The following is a 15,501-nucleotide window of genomic DNA, read 5'->3' as shown; positions in this document are numbered from 1 at the left end:
GTCCGTCCATGCCGCGTCTCACCCGATTCGTTGTCGCGAGCGCCCTCGCCCTGGCAGCCTCGCCAGCCAGTGCCCAGCCCGGCCCGCCTCCCGGCGGCCCCGGTCGCCCGGGCGCCGGCAGCGCGACAACGGGCGTCGATGCCCTCGTCGAACGCATGCTGAAATTTGACGCCAACAAGGACGGCGCCCTGACCAGGGCCGAACTGACGGATGAGCGCCTCCACGCCCTGTTCGGCCGGGCCGACGCCGATGGCGACGGAACAGCGACCAAGGGGGAATGGCGTGAGCTGTTCGCGAAAGAGAACGCAGCGCTCGCCGCGGCAGGAGGCCGACGCGGCGGACAGGCGGGAAGTCCTCTGGCACCAGGCCAGGTTCCTGGCGGACCTGGCGGGAGCGGCGGTGGACGATCGCCCGGCGAATTCGGCGGCCCTCCGGGACAGCCCGGCGGACCCCGCGGCCAGCGGCCACGACCGGGCCAGATCCTGCCTCCGGGGCTTCAGGATCGGCTTGAACTCACCGACGACCAGCGACGCCGCATCGACGCCCTGCAGGAAATCGTCGACACGCAACTCGAAACGATCCTGACGCCCGAACAGCGCCAGATGCTCAACGAACCAGGCCCCCCGCCGCCCCCTGGCGACGGCTTCGATGGACCGCCGCGCGGTGAAGGAGGCGGCCCGCCCCGCAATCGCCCCCGATCCAATCAGGGCGGGCGACCCGCGCCCCCCTCCGCGGAGCCGTCACCGCGGTGAAGTGGAAGGTTGACTGGTTTCTGACGGGAATGTTCGTCGCCGTGGCGCTGGCGTGGTTTTTCCCTGCGCCAGGCGCCCGAGGTGGATGGCTCTACCCGGAACTCCTCACCAAGGCCGGCGTCGCCCTCATCTTCTATCTGCATGGCGTCGCGCTCTCCTTCGCGGCCATGCGGGCCGGAGCAATGAACTGGCGCGTCCACCTGCTGGTGCAGGGAACGGCCTTCGGCATTTTCCCACTCATCGGCCTGGCGATCTTTAAAGGACTCCCGGAAGCCTGGCTGACCCCCGACCTGCGCCTCGGCTTCTTCTACCTCTGCGCCCTCCCTTCCACCGTCTCGTCCTCGGTCGCGATGACGGCCGCCGCCCGCGGCAACGTCCCCGTCGCCGTTTTCAATGCCACGCTCTCCAGCGTTCTCGGCGTCGTGCTCACTCCCCTCTGGGTCGGGCTCATCCTGGAATCGGGATCCGGAGCGGCCCCGTCGTTCCCACTCGGCGAAGTGATTCTCGACCTCGTGAAATGGCTCGTGGTTCCGCTTGTCGCCGGACAGCTGTCCCGTCCCTGGCTGGGCCACTGGGCGAAGGAACACAAGAAAGTCATCCAGCTCGCCGACCGCGGCACGATCCTCATGCTGGTCTACACATCATTCTGCGACAGCGTCGTGGCCGGCGTCTGGACCGGCCGCGGCGCCACGACGCTCATCCTCTCCACGCTCGGCTCCATCGCCCTGTTCTCCGTCGTTTTTTTCATCGTGGGCCTGATCTGCACCGCCATGAAGTTGACCATGGAAGATCGCATCGCCGCCCAGTTCTGCGGGTCCAAGAAATCGCTGGCGACCGGCGTGCCGATGGCCCAGCTCATCTTCGAAGGCAACCCGGCCCTCGGCGTGATCCTGCTGCCGATTATGATCTACCACCCGCTGCAGCTGATCATCACCGCCATGCTCGCTGGCCGCTGGGGGCGTCGCGAAGACCCCGCTCCCGTCCTGGCCGCCACGCCGCAACCGGCGAACTGACGTCGGCGACAAACCTTCGCCGGAACGGGAAAGCGGACATCCCCACCTGAATCCTGGTGAACACGCGGACGACCTTCCGGTTTCCCCTTCGAAGATCGAAGCCCGAAGGTGAAAGGCCGAGGCTCATGTCCGCGTTACGTTCTGGACGAGTTGTCATTGCCGGCGGAAGCGGCTTTCTGGGCGTCTCGCTCGCTCAGCACCTGGCCCTCCAGGGCCTCGACGTCATCATCCTTTCAAGGCGGGCCCCGCGGGCGGTGGGGCCATGGAAGCACGTGGCCTGGGACGCACGCACGACCGGCCCATGGATCCACGAACTCAACGGCGCGGCCGGCCTCGTCAACCTGGTGGGCCGCAGCGTCGACTGCATCAAGACCCCCGACCACCAGGACGAAATCCTCCGCTCTCGCGTCGAGTCGACCCGCGTACTGGGTGACGCCATGCGGTCCATCGACTCGCCTCCGCCCGTGTGGGTGCAGATGAGCACGGCCCACATCTACGGCGACCCTCCCGACGTCGTCTGCAATGAAGATTCGCCAACAGGGTACGGCCTGGCGCCGTTCGTCGGTCGTGCCTGGGAGGAGGCCTATCAGTCGAGTGTCCTCGCGGAGCAGCGGCAGGTCATCCTTCGAACCAGCTTTGTGATCGGGCGCGATCGCGGAGCGGGCGGCGGGGCCCTGGCGCGTCTGAAGACGCTGGTCCACTGGGGACTCGGCGGCACGGTCGGAACCGGACGGCAGGGGATGAGCTGGATTCATGAGGCCGACATGAACTGCCTCTTCGAAAGGGCGCTGTTCGACGAAACGATGAGCGGCGTTTACATCGCCTCCTCGCCACACCCCGTCACCCAGCGGGCCTTCATGGCCTCGCTCCGACGCGCGATGAAAATGCCGATTGGCCTTCCGGCCTTCGAGTGGATGGTCCGCCTCGGCGCGCCGCTCGTGATGCAAACAGATCCGGAGCTGGCGCTGTACGGGCGGTTTGTGACCTCAGCGCGTCTGGAGGATGAGCGTTTCGAGTTTCGTTACCCCGATCTCGATTCCGCCTTCGCCGACCTCGTGGCTTCATGACGGCGTTGCCGTCCGCCGTTCCAGGTCCTATAGTTTCCTAGGAAACTGTTAGAGAGGGACATGCGAATCGTGGCCGGACACTCCAGCGTCAGCGAACTCGACAGCCACGTCGGATACTGGCTGCGCACCGTCTCGAACCACGTCTCCCATGCGTTCCAGCGCAAGGTGGAAGACTCCGGCGTCACCGTCGCCGAATGGGTCGTGCTCAGACTGCTGCACGGCTCCGAACCGGTGAACCCCAGCCAGCTCGCCGAACGGATGGGAATGACCCGCGGAGCCGTCTCCAAACTCGTCGAACGCCTCGTCAGGAAACAACTCGTCGAACGCCTCGCCTCCCGCGACGACCGGCGATTCCAGACCGTCGGCCTGACCGCCGACGGTCGAAAACTCGTCCCCGTCCTGGCGCGCCTGGCCGACCGGAATGATCACGAATTCTTCGGCCAGCTCAGCGCGGCCGATCGCAGGAAGCTCGTCGCCCAACTCAGGCAGATCGCTCGCTTCCACGGATGGCAGAACTCACCCGTGGATTGAAGATTCACTCATCGAATAGCGACAAGGCCACGCCATGAATGATGCATCCAGCTCTCTCCGGCAGCGCCTGCAAGAGATCCTTTCCTCCGCAGGCGGCTTCCCCGACCTCGTCGCCCGACTCGCAGCCCTGGGGGTCGAACGCTACCACACCGACTACAGTCGTCAGGAAACCACCTACTACCTGCCGGACGGCCAATCTGTCGTCATCAGCCAGCCCCACCCGCCGCTGCCGATCGGCCAAACATTCTCCGCCATTGAGGTCGAGAAATCGGTCCGGCGGAGCCAGCGTCAGGAACACACCTACGCCGACTTTCTCCGAGAAACCATGCAGGCCGGTTGCGTCGGCTATTTTGCCCAGATCACTGGCCGCCGCGTGCTCTACTTCGGCCGCAACGGAGAGGTCCACCAGGAACTGATGCCAGCTGCGTCATGAGCCGTGTTCCGGTGAACTGGATCGGTCTCTCCCACCGTGGGATCGACCGGCCAGGATCGCCCTCGCAAGCAAATCTCGCCTGCTCTACACTTTGCGAACCGGGAGCGCGACCACGGTGTCGGGTGATCGGAACGACACGGGGCGTAGCTCAGCTTGGCTAGAGCGCCAGCTTTGGGAGCTGGAAGTCGCAGGTTCGAATCCTGTCGCCCCGACTCTTTTCAGAAACAAGCCCTTCCGCGAGAACGTCGAAGGGCTTTCTCATTTCAGGACAATGACTTACGCCTTCGAGATTCGAATTCAACCAAACGGTTCTCGAGTCCTCGGTGTGATGACATTTCTCGTTCAGGGTGAGCAACGGCCCTTGCGAAAACGACGGAATGAACCATTTTGGTTCATCGGTCACGCAGCGTTCTCAAGCATGCAGGCGACCCCCCCAGGCAGTGAGCCCCAACCGCGAAGGAACGACGACGTCAGACAGTAGATGAATCGCACGAAGGGACGTGGCGCCGTCAGCAGAGACGTCGCGATCAATGAACGGTGAGTGGTGATGAGCGAACCGGAGTTGATGGGAATTGAGATTGAGGGCGCCAGACTGGCGGTTCGCCTGGCGGGAGAGAGGGAGAAGCCAGCACTGCTCCTGCTCCACGGGTCCCCCAGCTCTTGCCGATCGTTTCGGAGCGTGATCGATCCTCTCGCGCGGGATTGCTTCGTGATTGCCCCCGATTTGCCGGGGTACGGGCAGTCCGAGCCCATCGACCGACCCTCGTTCGCCCGCTACGCGGATGTCATCGAGGCGCTTCTCGCGCGGCTCGAAGTCGATTCGTTCTACCTCTACCTCCACGATTTCGGCGCGGCAGTGGGGTTCTATCTCGCGACACGCGCTCCGCAGCGGATCCGCGGGTTGATCATCCAGAATGGCAATGCCCACGAAAGCGGTCTCGGGCCGGCGTGGGCGACGACCCGGTCCTTCTGGGACGAGCCGACGCCGGAGCATGAAGCGGAGGCCATCACGCATCTCAACTTTGAAGGGACTCGCAAAGTCTACGTCGCAGGAGTGCCCGCAGACATCGTCGCGCGGATGGATCCCCGGCAGTGGGAGGAGGATTGGCGGATCATGTCGCTTCCAGGGCGATGCGAGAAAGAACGCGCGCTCGTGCTGGATTATCGCAACCATGTCGCGCGATTCGCTGAAATCGCCGATTACCTGAAGCAATGGCAACCGCCAGCCCTGTTGCTCTGGGCGCGCCACGACATCTTTTTCGAGATCGACGAGGTGCTTTCCTGGATGAAAGCACTACCGCGAATGGAGGCACACATTCTCGACGCCGGCCACAAACTGCTTGAAACACATTCGGCGGAATGCGCGGTTCTGATGAGCGCCTTGATCAGGCGGGTCGAAGGAACCCTGCAAAGATGACGTTGCGGCCTGACAACCTGTTCCAGTCGACCGATCGCCGCACCGCAATCATTTCTCCAGGAACTGCCGCCAGTTGACGTTCACGTCGTTGGGCTGGACCGGCCCCGGCGTGCTCCGGCCGTTGTTGACCGTATCGGCCATCAGACTCATCAGCGACGCCACGATCTCAGGCCGCTCGGAATAGAGATTCCGGCTCTCCCCGATGTCGTCTCGCAGGTTGTAGAGCTGGGCCAGCTGGTCATCTTTCCCCTTGCCCCACCCTCCCGATCCCTTCCCGCAGATCAGCTTCCAGTCCCCCTGTCGAATCGCTGCCAGACCCTGCGAAGAATGGCTGACTGCGGAATTCCGGACCGGCACGTCCGAGCCCCGCAGCAACGGCACCAGGCTGAAACTGTCCTCGCCGGCCGTTGGCGGCAACGAAAGCGAAAGAGCCTCCGCGATCGTCGCCATCACGTCGGTGTGATGCACCAGCTGGTGGCACACCTCGCCCGCCGGCGCCACGCCCGGCCAACGCACGATGAACGGGACGCGATGCCCCCCTTCCCAAGCGTCCGACTTGTAGCCCCGGAGCGGGCCGCTCGGAAAGTGGCCACGCTTCTCGAGCTCGGCTGCACCGATATACGGGGCGCACCCGTTGTCGCTGGTGAACACGATAAGCGTGTTGTCGCGCTGGCCCGCCGCATCGATCGCATCGACCACGGCCCCCACCACCGCATCCGTTTCCAGCACGAAGTCCGCATAGTCGTTGAGCCCGCTGGACCCCCGCCATTTCTCGTTGACCGCCAGCGGCGTGTGGGGAGACGTCAGCGGCATGTATAGGAAAAACGGCCGCTTCTCGCGCGACGCCGCGGCGATGAACTTCACGGCCCTGTCCTGAAGTGCCGGAAGGATCGGCTCCAGCGTCCAGTCCGCGAGCGCCGGCCCCTGCATACTCGCCTGGTTGGCCACGAACAGCCGCGAGGGAAGAAACTCGGTCGGGATTCCGAGAGTCCGCGTGTTCTCAATGAAGCAGTACGGAGGCCAGTTGGGCACGTCGGTGCCGAAATAGCTCTCGAAACCGCGCGTCGTCGGCCCCCCGCCCAGCTCCTTCGAGAACGTCTCCTTCCAGGCAGCCTGCTGCGCCTCCGTCGCCCGTTCGTCGCGATCCTTGACCCCCTTGAACAGCGGCAGCTTCTCCGACTCGATCGGCCAATCCCACCCCAGGTGCCACTTCCCGATGCACGCCGTCTGGTACCCCTCCTTCTTGAGCATGCCGGCGATCGTCAGCCGGTCCGGAGCAATCAGCGGCCGCTCCCATAGCCCGACGATTCCCCGCTGCAAGCGCGTCCGCCAGTGATAACGACCCGTCAGCAGCGCATAGCGCGACGGCGAACAGACCCCCGAACTGGAATGGGCGTCGGTGAACCGCATTCCGGACGCGGCCAATCGATCGATCTGTACCGTCGCGATCTTCCCCCGATCTGGGTTGTTGCACTGCACGTCCCCGTAGCCGAGATCGTCCGCCAGGATGACGACAATGTTCGGCCGTTCCGCTCCGCGCGCAGCCCGCGGCCCCGCCGGAAGAAGCACGACTGCGATGAGCACGACCACCTGCAGCGCCAACAGCCGCCGCCCGTGTGAGAACGCCACGTTGTTCATCGGAGCCGCTTTCAGAAAAGTTCAGAACTCGCCGATGACCATGCCATCGGCCCGCGAGAACAGCCGCTGGTACAGGCCGTAGTTCGCCCCGCCGTTCGCCGTGTCGAACTGGTCCGCCTGAGTCGTTGCATCCCGCTGACGGTTCGTGTCCTGGATGTTCTCGCTGATGAAGCGCACGCTCCCGTCGCAGATCGCGAACTGCGCGCCTCCTTCATGGAAGCTGTGGAAGCCTTCCCGACGCACGACCTGAGAGGCCGTCGGCGGGGGATTCAGCTTCTGGTTTCCATGACGCATGGCGATCAGCGAGCAGCAGGCCGTTCCCGACGGAACATCCCAGTGGCCATACAAGGTCGGATCCCAGGTGAAGTTGTAATGCGTCACTTCCCCGACCGCCAAAGTATTGGAAGTGCCGTCGGTGATGTCGCGGAGATTAATCTTCGAGTCGCGACCCAGCACGCCGTTCACCCAGCTTGAAAAGCCGACCGCCGTGTTCACGCTGACGTCATTCGGGCTGTTGAAGCTGTTCGCGAACGACCCGCCGTTGGCGCAGTAGTTCGACGTCGCCAGCACCCGCGGATCGGTCGTTCCAGAGGGCGACACTGTCGGCCGGCGCGAGGCGTCCGACGCGCATTGATAGGCCGGATTGGGAGTCTTGATCAGGTCGACATTGATCGGGTCATACAGGTTCAAGGACGTATTGAACCGGTTGAACAGCGGCGCCTGATCGATATAAGGCAGCAGGAACGTCGTCCACGTCCAGCCATACGACCATGTCGGACGGCTGCCGTTGCACGCCACTCCGCTCCCCTTGCAATACACCTGGCCCGGCGGAAATGTGTTGTAAGTATCATGGTAGTTATGCAGGGCCAGTGAGATCTGCTTCAGGTTGTTCTTGCACTGGGTGCGCCGGGCCGCCTCCCGCGCCTGCTGCACGGCCGGCAGCAGCAGCGCAATCAGGATGGCGATAATCGCAATCACCACCAGCAGCTCAATCAGCGTAAATCCCCGCGCTCGAGTCGCACGCATGACGCTTCTCCATCTTGAGCCGGAAGTCAGTTGTCAGCCCGCCCGATGTAGACGGCCTGAAAGTGAACGCAGCATCAACGGGAAGTGAGGCGGCCACCGGTTCTGCCGGGGGAATGGGAATCATGTCCCCGGCGTCGGTCGCGATGGGCGCAGCGCGTCGCACCACGCCGCCTGTCAGCATCCGCAAACCACTACAGGTCTTCTCGCTGGGGTCGGGCCTTGGGAAGCGGGCCCACGTCGGATTTCAGCTCGAAATCGAACGTGTTGTCGCCCGGCTTCACCTCTGCCGTCAGCTCGGTTTTGACGTTGTATTTCGCCGGTACTTTCTCCGGGATTCGTTTCACGCCTCCCTGCGTTCCATCCAGGTCGAACGTCGTGATCACGACCTTGCTTGGCCCGATCCGCGCTCCCTTCTTCGACCGGGAGAACATCAGGTAGTAATCGCCGCTCGAGTCGGTCCGACCCGATGACGTCCCTGCGTTTTCACCCGAACAGATGAACTGCACATAAGCGTTCGGAAGAGGCTCGCCATCGAGCGTCACCCTGCCCACGACACTGGCCAGCCCCTCCGCGGGGCCGCAGCCTGAGAGAAGCGCGGCGACAACCAGACCCGCAGCAGCAATCAGCTGCTTCCCCCATCGGACCGACATGGAATCCCCCCGCTCGATTGCGAATGCTCCAATGCAGCATCCGCTCTGTGCAGCTGAAATATCCTCTGGTCGCTTACGATTGAATTACATCGTAACCCCAATAGTCAGGCAAGAGTGATCGCCACTCGCCCAGCCTCCGGCTCTCAACCCGGCAGCCCCACCAGTAGACTTTCGCCTGCCGTCTCCCGCCTCCGCATCGCTTCCCACTCCAGCAGCCACCGCTTCGCCTCCATCCCGCCTCCATAGCCCGTCAGCTCGCCTTTCGATCCGACAACCCGGTGGCACGGAACCAGGATTGAAATCGGGTTGCGGCCATTCGCCGCTCCCACGGCCCGCGACGCAGTGGGCTGGCCAACGCGACGCGCCAGCTCCCCGTAACTGATCGTGACGCCATACGGAATTCGCGTCAGCTCCTGCCATACACGCTCTTGGAATGGAGTCCCCGTGAGCCTCACAGGAACATCGAACGCGGTCCGTTCACCCGCAAAGTACTCCTCCACCTGCCGACTCGCTGCCGTCAGCAGCGCGTCCTCGCGACGACATTCCCCCGCCGGCCCCGACCAGCCCTTGTGATTCGGCAGGTACACGCCCGTCAGGAAGTCCCCGTCTCGCTCGAGCACGACCACACCCACCGGCGAATCGATTTGCGTGTGACACTTCGTTGCCAACATGGATCACCGTTCTTTCTTTTGCGCTTTCGGGATTCGTTCGAGACCGGAAAGATTCTTCCACAGATGCATCGCGGCGTACGCCCGCCACGGCCGCCACGACTCCGCTTCTGCAGCCAGCCCCTTTGCTGATGTCGCGCCACTCGCCTTCAGCAATCCGAGGTCCCCGGATGGAAAGGCGTCGGGCCAATGCAGGGCCCGCATCGCGATGTACTCGGCCGTCCAGTCGCCGATTCCCGGCAACTCTTTCAGTGCTGCCACAATCGAATCGGGAGCCGCTGCCGATTCCAGATCGATGTCGCCACGCTCCACATGGGATGCGAAACTCTGCAGGCTTTCCGCACGGGCACTCGGCAATCCCAGGCCCATGAGCCTCGAGATCGAACTGCCGGCGACGGCCGCGGCCGTCGGCATCACACGCGTCAGCGCCACGAACGGCGTCGCAATCGGTTCTCCCAATTGATCCGCGAGCCTGCCTGCCAGCGTGGACGCTCCACGGACCGTCACCTGCTGCCCCAGGATCGCTCGCACTCCCAACTCGAATCCCTCGAACGCCCCCGGCACGCGCAATCCCGGACTCCGTTCGAACAGCGGAGCCAGACGCGCATCACTCGCCAGGTGCGCCGCAATCAGGTCGGGCCGGGCATCCAGGTCGAACAGAGCTCGCAATCGGGCAAGGATCGACGGCAGCACCGGCGTCAGCTGACCGGCAAGTTCGACCGTCAGTTGATGACGACCGGCCTTCGGAGACACCGACAGCCAGCCACGATGCACGCCCAGGCCGACAGTTCGCACATAGCGGCCCGCCTCGATGCTCTCCACGCCCGGAATGGCCCGTGCCTGGAGGAACTCGATCAGCGACTCCCAGTCGAACGGAGGCCGGTACGCAAGCACCAGTCGAATGGAGTCGTCGATGGCCGATTCCGGCGCTGCCCGACGCATCTCCCCCGGCGTCAGTCGATAATGCGATTGAAACAGCGCGTTGAAACGCCGGATGCTCTCGAATCCGGCCGCGAAGGCGACCTGCGTCATCGGCAGCCGCGTCTCGGTGATCAGTCGTTTTGCCAGGAGAAGCCGATTCGTCTGGGCCAGCTCCACCGGCGAGACTCCCAGCTCCCTCCGGATTGTTCGACGAAGCTGCCGCGAACTCAGTCCCAGGCTCGCGGCCAGGTCTTCCAGATCGTTCCCCTCCGACAGGGCGCCTGCCTGGATTCGAGACGCCGCCGCCCGGGCAATCGATCGCGACTGATCCACCGGGGCATGACCCGGCGCCAGTTCCGGCCGGCACTTCAGGCACGGACGAAACCCGTCACGTTCGGCGCGGGCCGCACTTTCGAAAAACGCACAACGGCGGCGGCCTGGTGTCTTCGCCGTGCAGATCGGCCGGCAGTAGATTCCCGTCGACTTCACTCCGACAAAGAACACGCCGTCAAAGCGGGCATCCCGGGCCGTCAAGGCGCGGTAACAGACGTCGTCATCAAGAGCCATGCCGCAACTTTAGCGGTCGCTGGAACCCTGACTGGCCGTTTTCGGACACCGAACCCGGAATCGTTCGCCGCCTCGCTTTTCGCGATCCCTGGCGAACTGAACGACCGGACGACCCAATCAGCCAGCCGAAGACCCGGCCAGCCATTCCTCGGTGGACACCACCTTCGCATAGCCAAACTGCAGCGCGGCCATGAACGCCGCATGAACATCGGCCGCCGGCACGACCGTCCCGCCGAACTCCTGATCCCGCGTCGCACACGCATCGTGAACGACAATCGAGCGATATCCCAGGTCGCTCGCCGCACGCACACCGGCGTCAACGCACATGTGGCTCATCGCTCCGCAGATCACCAGTTCTTCGATCCCATGCTGATCGAGAATCGCCTTCAGGTCGGTCTCCCGGAACGAATTCACATGATGCTTCAGCACGACCGGCTCATTCTTCTGCTGGCTCACCTTCGAATGGATCTTCGCTCCATCCGATCCGGGCGTGAAGAACGGCGCTTCCTCTGAAGGAAACTCGTGACGTACATGGACGACCAGGTCCCCCGATCGGCGCGCCGCCTCCAGTACCCGCGCGGCGTTCCCGGCCGCCGACTCAATCCCGCTCAAAGGCCACCGGCCTCCGGGAAAGTAGTCGTTCTGGATGTCGATCAGGACGAGCGCACGCTTGGACATCGATCACCTGCTCACAACGAAAGTCACGCCGGAGGTCCGGCTCATCTCCGCCGAACGAGAAGCGTCTACTGTGTCTTCACCTGGATGCGCCGCGGCTCAGTCTGCGGAGCCCGCGGAAGAGTGACCTCCAGGACGCCATTCAGGAGCTTCGCGGAAATCCGGTCGTGGGCAACATCCTCGCTCAGGATGAACGACCTCAGGTAGTCGCCGACGCGATACTCCTGGTGGATCAGGCGGGCCTCGTCGGGGGCCTGCTGGGCAACCCGGCCGAACAGCGTCAGCTTGTTGTCCTGCACCTGCAGCTCGAGGGTCTCGCCGGAGACGCCCGGGAGATCGGCCCGCAGCACCAGCCCCTCGCCGTTGTCGAAAATGTCGATCGGCGGCGTGCAGACGAACCGCTCCGGCGGAGGAGGAGGCATCTCCGTCACGGCCGGCACCTGGGCGTCGTTCTCGCGGCTCATGAATTCGTCTCGCTGATGGGGATTTGTCGCGGCTGTGCGGAAGGAGTCTTCGGCAGATGAACCGTCAGCACTCCGTTGATGAACTCCGCCGACATCTGCTCTTCCTGCACACGCTCAGGAAGCGGAATCGACCGCTCCCACTGGCCATGAGGCCGTTCGTTCCGGCGATAGCGTTCCGGAGGCGGATCGTTTGGCTCGACGCGCTGCCCGCGCAACACGAGCTGACCGTTGACCACGCTGAGTTCCAGGTCTTCGGTCCGCACGCCAGGGAGTTCCGCCGTCAGCAGGTATTCCGACGGCAGCTCGTACACGTTCACCGGGGGATAAGGCCGACCGACCCTGAGCCCCTCGAACGCCTGGTTCACCGTGCGCAGAACGCGATCCATTTCGCGCTCCATGTCGCGAAATGCTTCCAGCGGTGAACCCCAGCGAAAAACAGCCATCTCGGGCTCTCTGCAAACGGGACGAGAAGTGTCGATCACCTTATTCGCAAAGCATGTACCGGCGGACGGAACACGCCCTGGCCTGCGTCCTCGGAAAGTGGCAGTCTCCCAAATCGTTTCTGAATCACAACTTATACAAGAACAACGCGATAGAGCCCGGAGTCGGACGGTTCCAGCACTTTGCCAGATTGGCAGAACTCACCCATGAATCCTCTGCCGTTCGCCCCCTCGACAGTGCCGCCGGCCCATCACCCGCGGGTGGTCGTCCGCTTGAACTTCAGATCCCTGATCCGCTTCCCGTGCTTAGCCTGCAGGGCCTCCAGCAGCCGTTCATGGTGGAACGACGACAGCTCGCTCAGAAGGGGCGACGAGTTCACACCGACCGTCAGGACGCCGTTCTTGAGCCCCATCACGCGTGTCCCCGCCGCAATCTGCTCGCCGGCGATCGACGACCAGAGGTCACGCAGTTCGGCGTCCCCTTGCGGACGCCCGTAGCCCCGCATCTGGATCAACCGACCCACGATCCCACCGATGGCCTCCGGACCAGCAGGCTGTCGCGACTGGCTCGAGGATGAACCCGGTCCCGGGCGTCGATTCCGTTCGTCGCGCATAAGGTTCCAAAAGCTCCGGAGCTTGGCGGGCAACCGACTCACGAAGAAGCCAGGGGATGCCCCGGCTCCGCTGCTATTCCCGGGCCAGCGGCATCACGACGTACTGGTGGTTCTCTTCGGCCGTGAAGAGGGCCGCGCTGTTCGCGTCGTTGAGGTTCAGCGAGACGGCCGTCGCCGAGTCGAACACGCGCAGGAAGTCGACCACGAACTTCGGATCGAACGTCACGGTGATCTCGTCGCCGCCATAGCTCACCGGCAGCTCGATCCGGGAGGTCCCCACATCAGCGCCGACGCTCGCCAGCGTCAGCGTGTCGCCCGTGAACGTGAAGTCGACGCCGCGGCTCTCCTCGTTCGTCACGATCATCGCCTGGCGAACGGCCGACAGGAACGGACCGGCCACGAGCTCGATCCGCACCTTGCTCGATTTCGGGACCACGTCCTGGTACTTGGGAAACCGCCCTTCGACCAGCCGGCTGTAGATCGTCGTCGATCCGCATTTCACGAGCACGTCGTTCTTGTGAACAGCGATTTGCACGTCGGCGTCCGGATCGGCGATGTTCCGCTCGATCAGCGACATCGCCTTCGAAGGAATGATCGGCGCCGTCGCATCCGCCACCGGTTCGCCATGCACCGTGACCGGAGCTTTCGACACCGCCAGTCGTCGGCTGTCGGTCGCCGCCAGCGTGAGGTCGCTCCCCTTCACGTCCATCAACACGCCCCCCAGGGCGTAGCGAGTGCTTTCCACGTCCGCGGCAAACACCGTCCGCTGGATCGCCGTCTTCAGAAGTTTCCCCGGCACGGCAATGAAGTTCACGTCGTTGAATTCCGCCACGTCCGGAAATTCGGCCGGATCAATGATCGACAGCTTGAACTCACTGCGACCCGAGCGGATCCACAGGGCGTCCGTTCCGACTTCGATCTGCACGTCGTCGTCCTGGACCTCGCGGAGAATTGCCGACACCCGCTGCGTCGGAAGGAGCACTTCGCCAGCCGAGTCGGTCTGCACTCCGGGGATCAGGTAACGGATGCCGACTTCCTGATCCGTGCCGACGAGCGTCCCCTGGCCATCACCCACAACCAGCTTCACGTTGCGAAGGATGTCCTTCGGCGTGCGGGTCGGGACAACGCCGCCCACGGTCTGAAAGGCGGTGGCAAGGATGCTTCGGGAACAATGCAGCTTCATGGAGACTTCCGGATCTGGTGGCGTCCGCCAGCGGCGGATTCGCAAAGTTTGTCCACAAGGGTGTGAACGGTTCCCTGTTCTCTCTTCTGTATTTCTTGAAACAGCAGCAGTAGTAACAGGGGAGGGTGATACGTGTGGAAAACCGACTCGCCCGCGGCGAAAGTCTACGACTGGCCGGGACTTGCTTCAATGAACGACCCCGCGCGCCGTTTCGACATCTTGTGGATTCGCTGTCAGCGGAGCGCTCGCACGCTGATGACAGACGGACGCGCCGCCCACACCGGAATCCGCCGTGTGGATAACCCCGGTTTTTGTGTCGTTGTTTCCACGGTCTCTCCACACGATTTCGACGCGGCATACCCCTCGTCGACGTTCGCCATTTTCGAGTCGAACTGGACCGGCCAGACTTCTCACGCCGCGGTCCCCTTTCGCCTCAGACGCCGACAGACCTGGTCGAACTGCAGCCGCAGCGCTTCATCCTCGGTGATCTGAACCGCGATCCGCCGACAGCTGTGCAGCACTGTCGAATGCGTCCGCCCGCCGAAATAGGACCCGATCTCGCCCAGCTGAGCGCCGCCGATTTCCCGCATCACATGCATCGCCACCTGCCGGGGAACGGCCAGCCGGCGATCGCGCGCATCCGACCGCAGCTCATTCACCTTCGCCCCGAACACCGCCGCCACCGCCCTGGCGATCTCGTTCAGCGACACGTTGCGTTCGACCGGCTCAGCCCCCAGGAGGCCATCGATCGCGGCCGCAAATCCGTCCGCCGGCCGGGCCTTCAGCCTCAGCCGCAGTGACGACAGCAATCCCTGCAGCTCATGGCCGTTGCGCGGAGCGGATTCCGCGATCCGGCGGGCCTGCGCGGCGGTGACTGGCAGCTGGAGATGCTGCGCAAAATGCGTCGTCAGTTTTTCGCGGCTTTCCGATCCATATCGGGACGTCCCCATGCACACGCCCCCCTGGATCCGGTTGATCAGGCGGGGCGACGCGTTCCGGAACTCCCCCGGCGAGCGGTCGATCGTGAACAACATCCGCGTGTGCCGCGCCGCCAGGTCGTTCCACAACGACACGAACTGGGTTTGCGTCTCCTCCCGGCCATCCAGCGCCTGGAGGTCTTCACAGACGAATAACCCCGTGGCCACACGGTATTTGCGCACAAACGCCGCAAGCGTCTTCGACTCGGAAGCCTCGGCGAACTCATCTCCGAACTGGGCGGCCGTCAGCAGCACGACCTTTTCCCCCGGAAAGCTCGCCCGAAAACTCCGGATCGCGTGCCGCACCAGGTGGCTTTTTCCCGTGCCCGAGGGCCCGTAAATCGTGACCGGCGGAGGCGCATCCTTCGATTTCGACGCCGCCAACTGCCTCGTCACAGCAGCAAACGCCAGGCGATTCTCGCGGAGTACGAGAAAGGAATGGTCGTCACGAGCCGCGGATCGCAT

At 63.9% G+C, this 15,501-nt stretch carries 17 protein-coding genes and 1 tRNA gene; 7 read left to right on the top strand and 11 right to left on the bottom strand.

Annotation, left to right across the window (positions count from 1 at the left end):
- Window positions 1-8: 8 nt before the first annotated feature.
- The 7 genes from Pan44_RS00090 (at window position 9) to Pan44_RS00060 (ending at window position 5,213) form a co-directional block, all read left to right on the top strand.
- The gene (locus tag Pan44_RS00090) at window positions 9-752 is read left to right on the top strand and encodes an EF-hand domain-containing protein (RefSeq protein ID WP_197453712.1); all 744 of its coding nucleotides are present in this window, start codon (window positions 9-11) and stop codon (window positions 750-752) included.
- Window positions 749-1,765 carry a bile acid:sodium symporter family protein gene (locus Pan44_RS00085; protein ID WP_145025918.1) on the top strand — a complete coding sequence of 339 codons (1,017 nt, stop codon included), beginning with the start codon at window positions 749-751 and terminating at the stop codon, window positions 1,763-1,765. The genes Pan44_RS00090 and Pan44_RS00085 overlap by 4 nt, the downstream gene beginning before the upstream one ends.
- A 125-nt stretch (window positions 1,766-1,890) precedes the next feature.
- Window positions 1,891-2,832, top strand: a complete 942-nt coding sequence (locus Pan44_RS00080; RefSeq protein ID WP_145025915.1) for an epimerase — start codon at window positions 1,891-1,893, stop codon at window positions 2,830-2,832.
- A 60-nt stretch (window positions 2,833-2,892) separates the two neighbouring features.
- Window positions 2,893-3,363, top strand: a complete 471-nt coding sequence (locus tag Pan44_RS00075; RefSeq protein WP_145025912.1) for a MarR family winged helix-turn-helix transcriptional regulator — start codon at window positions 2,893-2,895, stop codon at window positions 3,361-3,363.
- 34 nt (window positions 3,364-3,397) lie between these two features.
- Window positions 3,398-3,796, top strand: a complete 399-nt coding sequence (locus Pan44_RS00070; protein ID WP_145025908.1) for a DUF1398 domain-containing protein — start codon at window positions 3,398-3,400, stop codon at window positions 3,794-3,796.
- Between the two features lie 137 nt (window positions 3,797-3,933).
- Window positions 3,934-4,008: transfer RNA gene (locus Pan44_RS00065), tRNA-Pro, on the top strand.
- Between the two features lie 335 nt (window positions 4,009-4,343).
- Complete coding sequence (locus Pan44_RS00060) at window positions 4,344-5,213, top strand: alpha/beta fold hydrolase (RefSeq protein WP_145025905.1); 870 nt, start codon at window positions 4,344-4,346, stop codon at window positions 5,211-5,213.
- Between the two features lie 48 nt (window positions 5,214-5,261).
- On the opposite strand, the gene Pan44_RS00055 is transcribed toward Pan44_RS00060, so the two are convergent.
- The 11 genes from Pan44_RS00055 to Pan44_RS00005 form a co-directional block, all read right to left on the bottom strand.
- Window positions 5,262-6,851: a sulfatase family protein gene (locus Pan44_RS00055; RefSeq protein WP_145025902.1), complete on the bottom strand. Its 1,590-nt coding sequence runs from the start codon at window positions 6,849-6,851 to the stop codon at window positions 5,262-5,264.
- Window positions 6,852-6,872: 21 nt separating this feature from the next.
- Window positions 6,873-7,877, bottom strand: coding sequence for a DUF1559 domain-containing protein (locus Pan44_RS00050; protein ID WP_145034865.1), 1,005 nt, complete (start codon window positions 7,875-7,877; stop codon window positions 6,873-6,875).
- Between the two features lie 191 nt (window positions 7,878-8,068).
- Window positions 8,069-8,527 (bottom strand): carboxypeptidase regulatory-like domain-containing protein, encoded by a 459-nt coding sequence (locus Pan44_RS00045; protein ID WP_145025899.1) that lies wholly within the window; start codon window positions 8,525-8,527, stop codon window positions 8,069-8,071.
- Window positions 8,528-8,670: 143 nt separating this feature from the next.
- On the bottom strand, window positions 8,671-9,198 hold the full coding sequence (locus Pan44_RS00040) for a methylated-DNA--[protein]-cysteine S-methyltransferase (RefSeq protein ID WP_145025896.1): 528 nt from the start codon (window positions 9,196-9,198) through the stop codon (window positions 8,671-8,673).
- Between the two features lie 3 nt (window positions 9,199-9,201).
- Window positions 9,202-10,683, bottom strand: coding sequence for an AlkA N-terminal domain-containing protein (locus Pan44_RS00035; RefSeq protein ID WP_145025893.1), 1,482 nt, complete (start codon window positions 10,681-10,683; stop codon window positions 9,202-9,204).
- 117 nt (window positions 10,684-10,800) lie between these two features.
- A complete protein-coding gene (locus Pan44_RS00030; protein WP_145025889.1) occupies window positions 10,801-11,361 on the bottom strand; it encodes a cysteine hydrolase family protein in 561 nt (186 codons plus the stop codon).
- 65 nt (window positions 11,362-11,426) lie between these two features.
- Window positions 11,427-11,822, bottom strand: a complete 396-nt coding sequence (locus Pan44_RS00025) for an Hsp20/alpha crystallin family protein (protein WP_145025886.1) — start codon at window positions 11,820-11,822, stop codon at window positions 11,427-11,429.
- A complete protein-coding gene (locus Pan44_RS00020; RefSeq protein ID WP_145025882.1) occupies window positions 11,819-12,265 on the bottom strand; it encodes an Hsp20/alpha crystallin family protein in 447 nt (148 codons plus the stop codon). Before Pan44_RS00020 ends, Pan44_RS00025 begins: the two co-directional genes overlap by 4 nt.
- Window positions 12,266-12,513: 248 nt before the next feature.
- On the bottom strand, window positions 12,514-12,786 hold the full coding sequence (locus Pan44_RS00015) for a DciA family protein (protein ID WP_197453711.1): 273 nt from the start codon (window positions 12,784-12,786) through the stop codon (window positions 12,514-12,516).
- 163 nt (window positions 12,787-12,949) lie between these two features.
- Window positions 12,950-14,059 (bottom strand): DNA polymerase III subunit beta, encoded by a 1,110-nt coding sequence (gene dnaN, locus Pan44_RS00010; RefSeq protein ID WP_145025875.1) that lies wholly within the window; start codon window positions 14,057-14,059, stop codon window positions 12,950-12,952.
- Window positions 14,060-14,469: 410 nt separating this feature from the next.
- Window positions 14,470-15,501, bottom strand: coding sequence for a DnaA/Hda family protein (locus Pan44_RS00005; protein WP_145034864.1), 1,032 nt, complete (start codon window positions 15,499-15,501; stop codon window positions 14,470-14,472).

This window comes from Caulifigura coniformis, from assembly GCF_007745175.1.
GTDB lineage: Bacteria > Planctomycetota > Planctomycetia > Planctomycetales > Planctomycetaceae > Caulifigura > Caulifigura coniformis.
The sequence above is the reverse complement of the archived record's forward strand: the minus strand, read 5'-3'. Positions and strand labels throughout refer to the sequence as shown.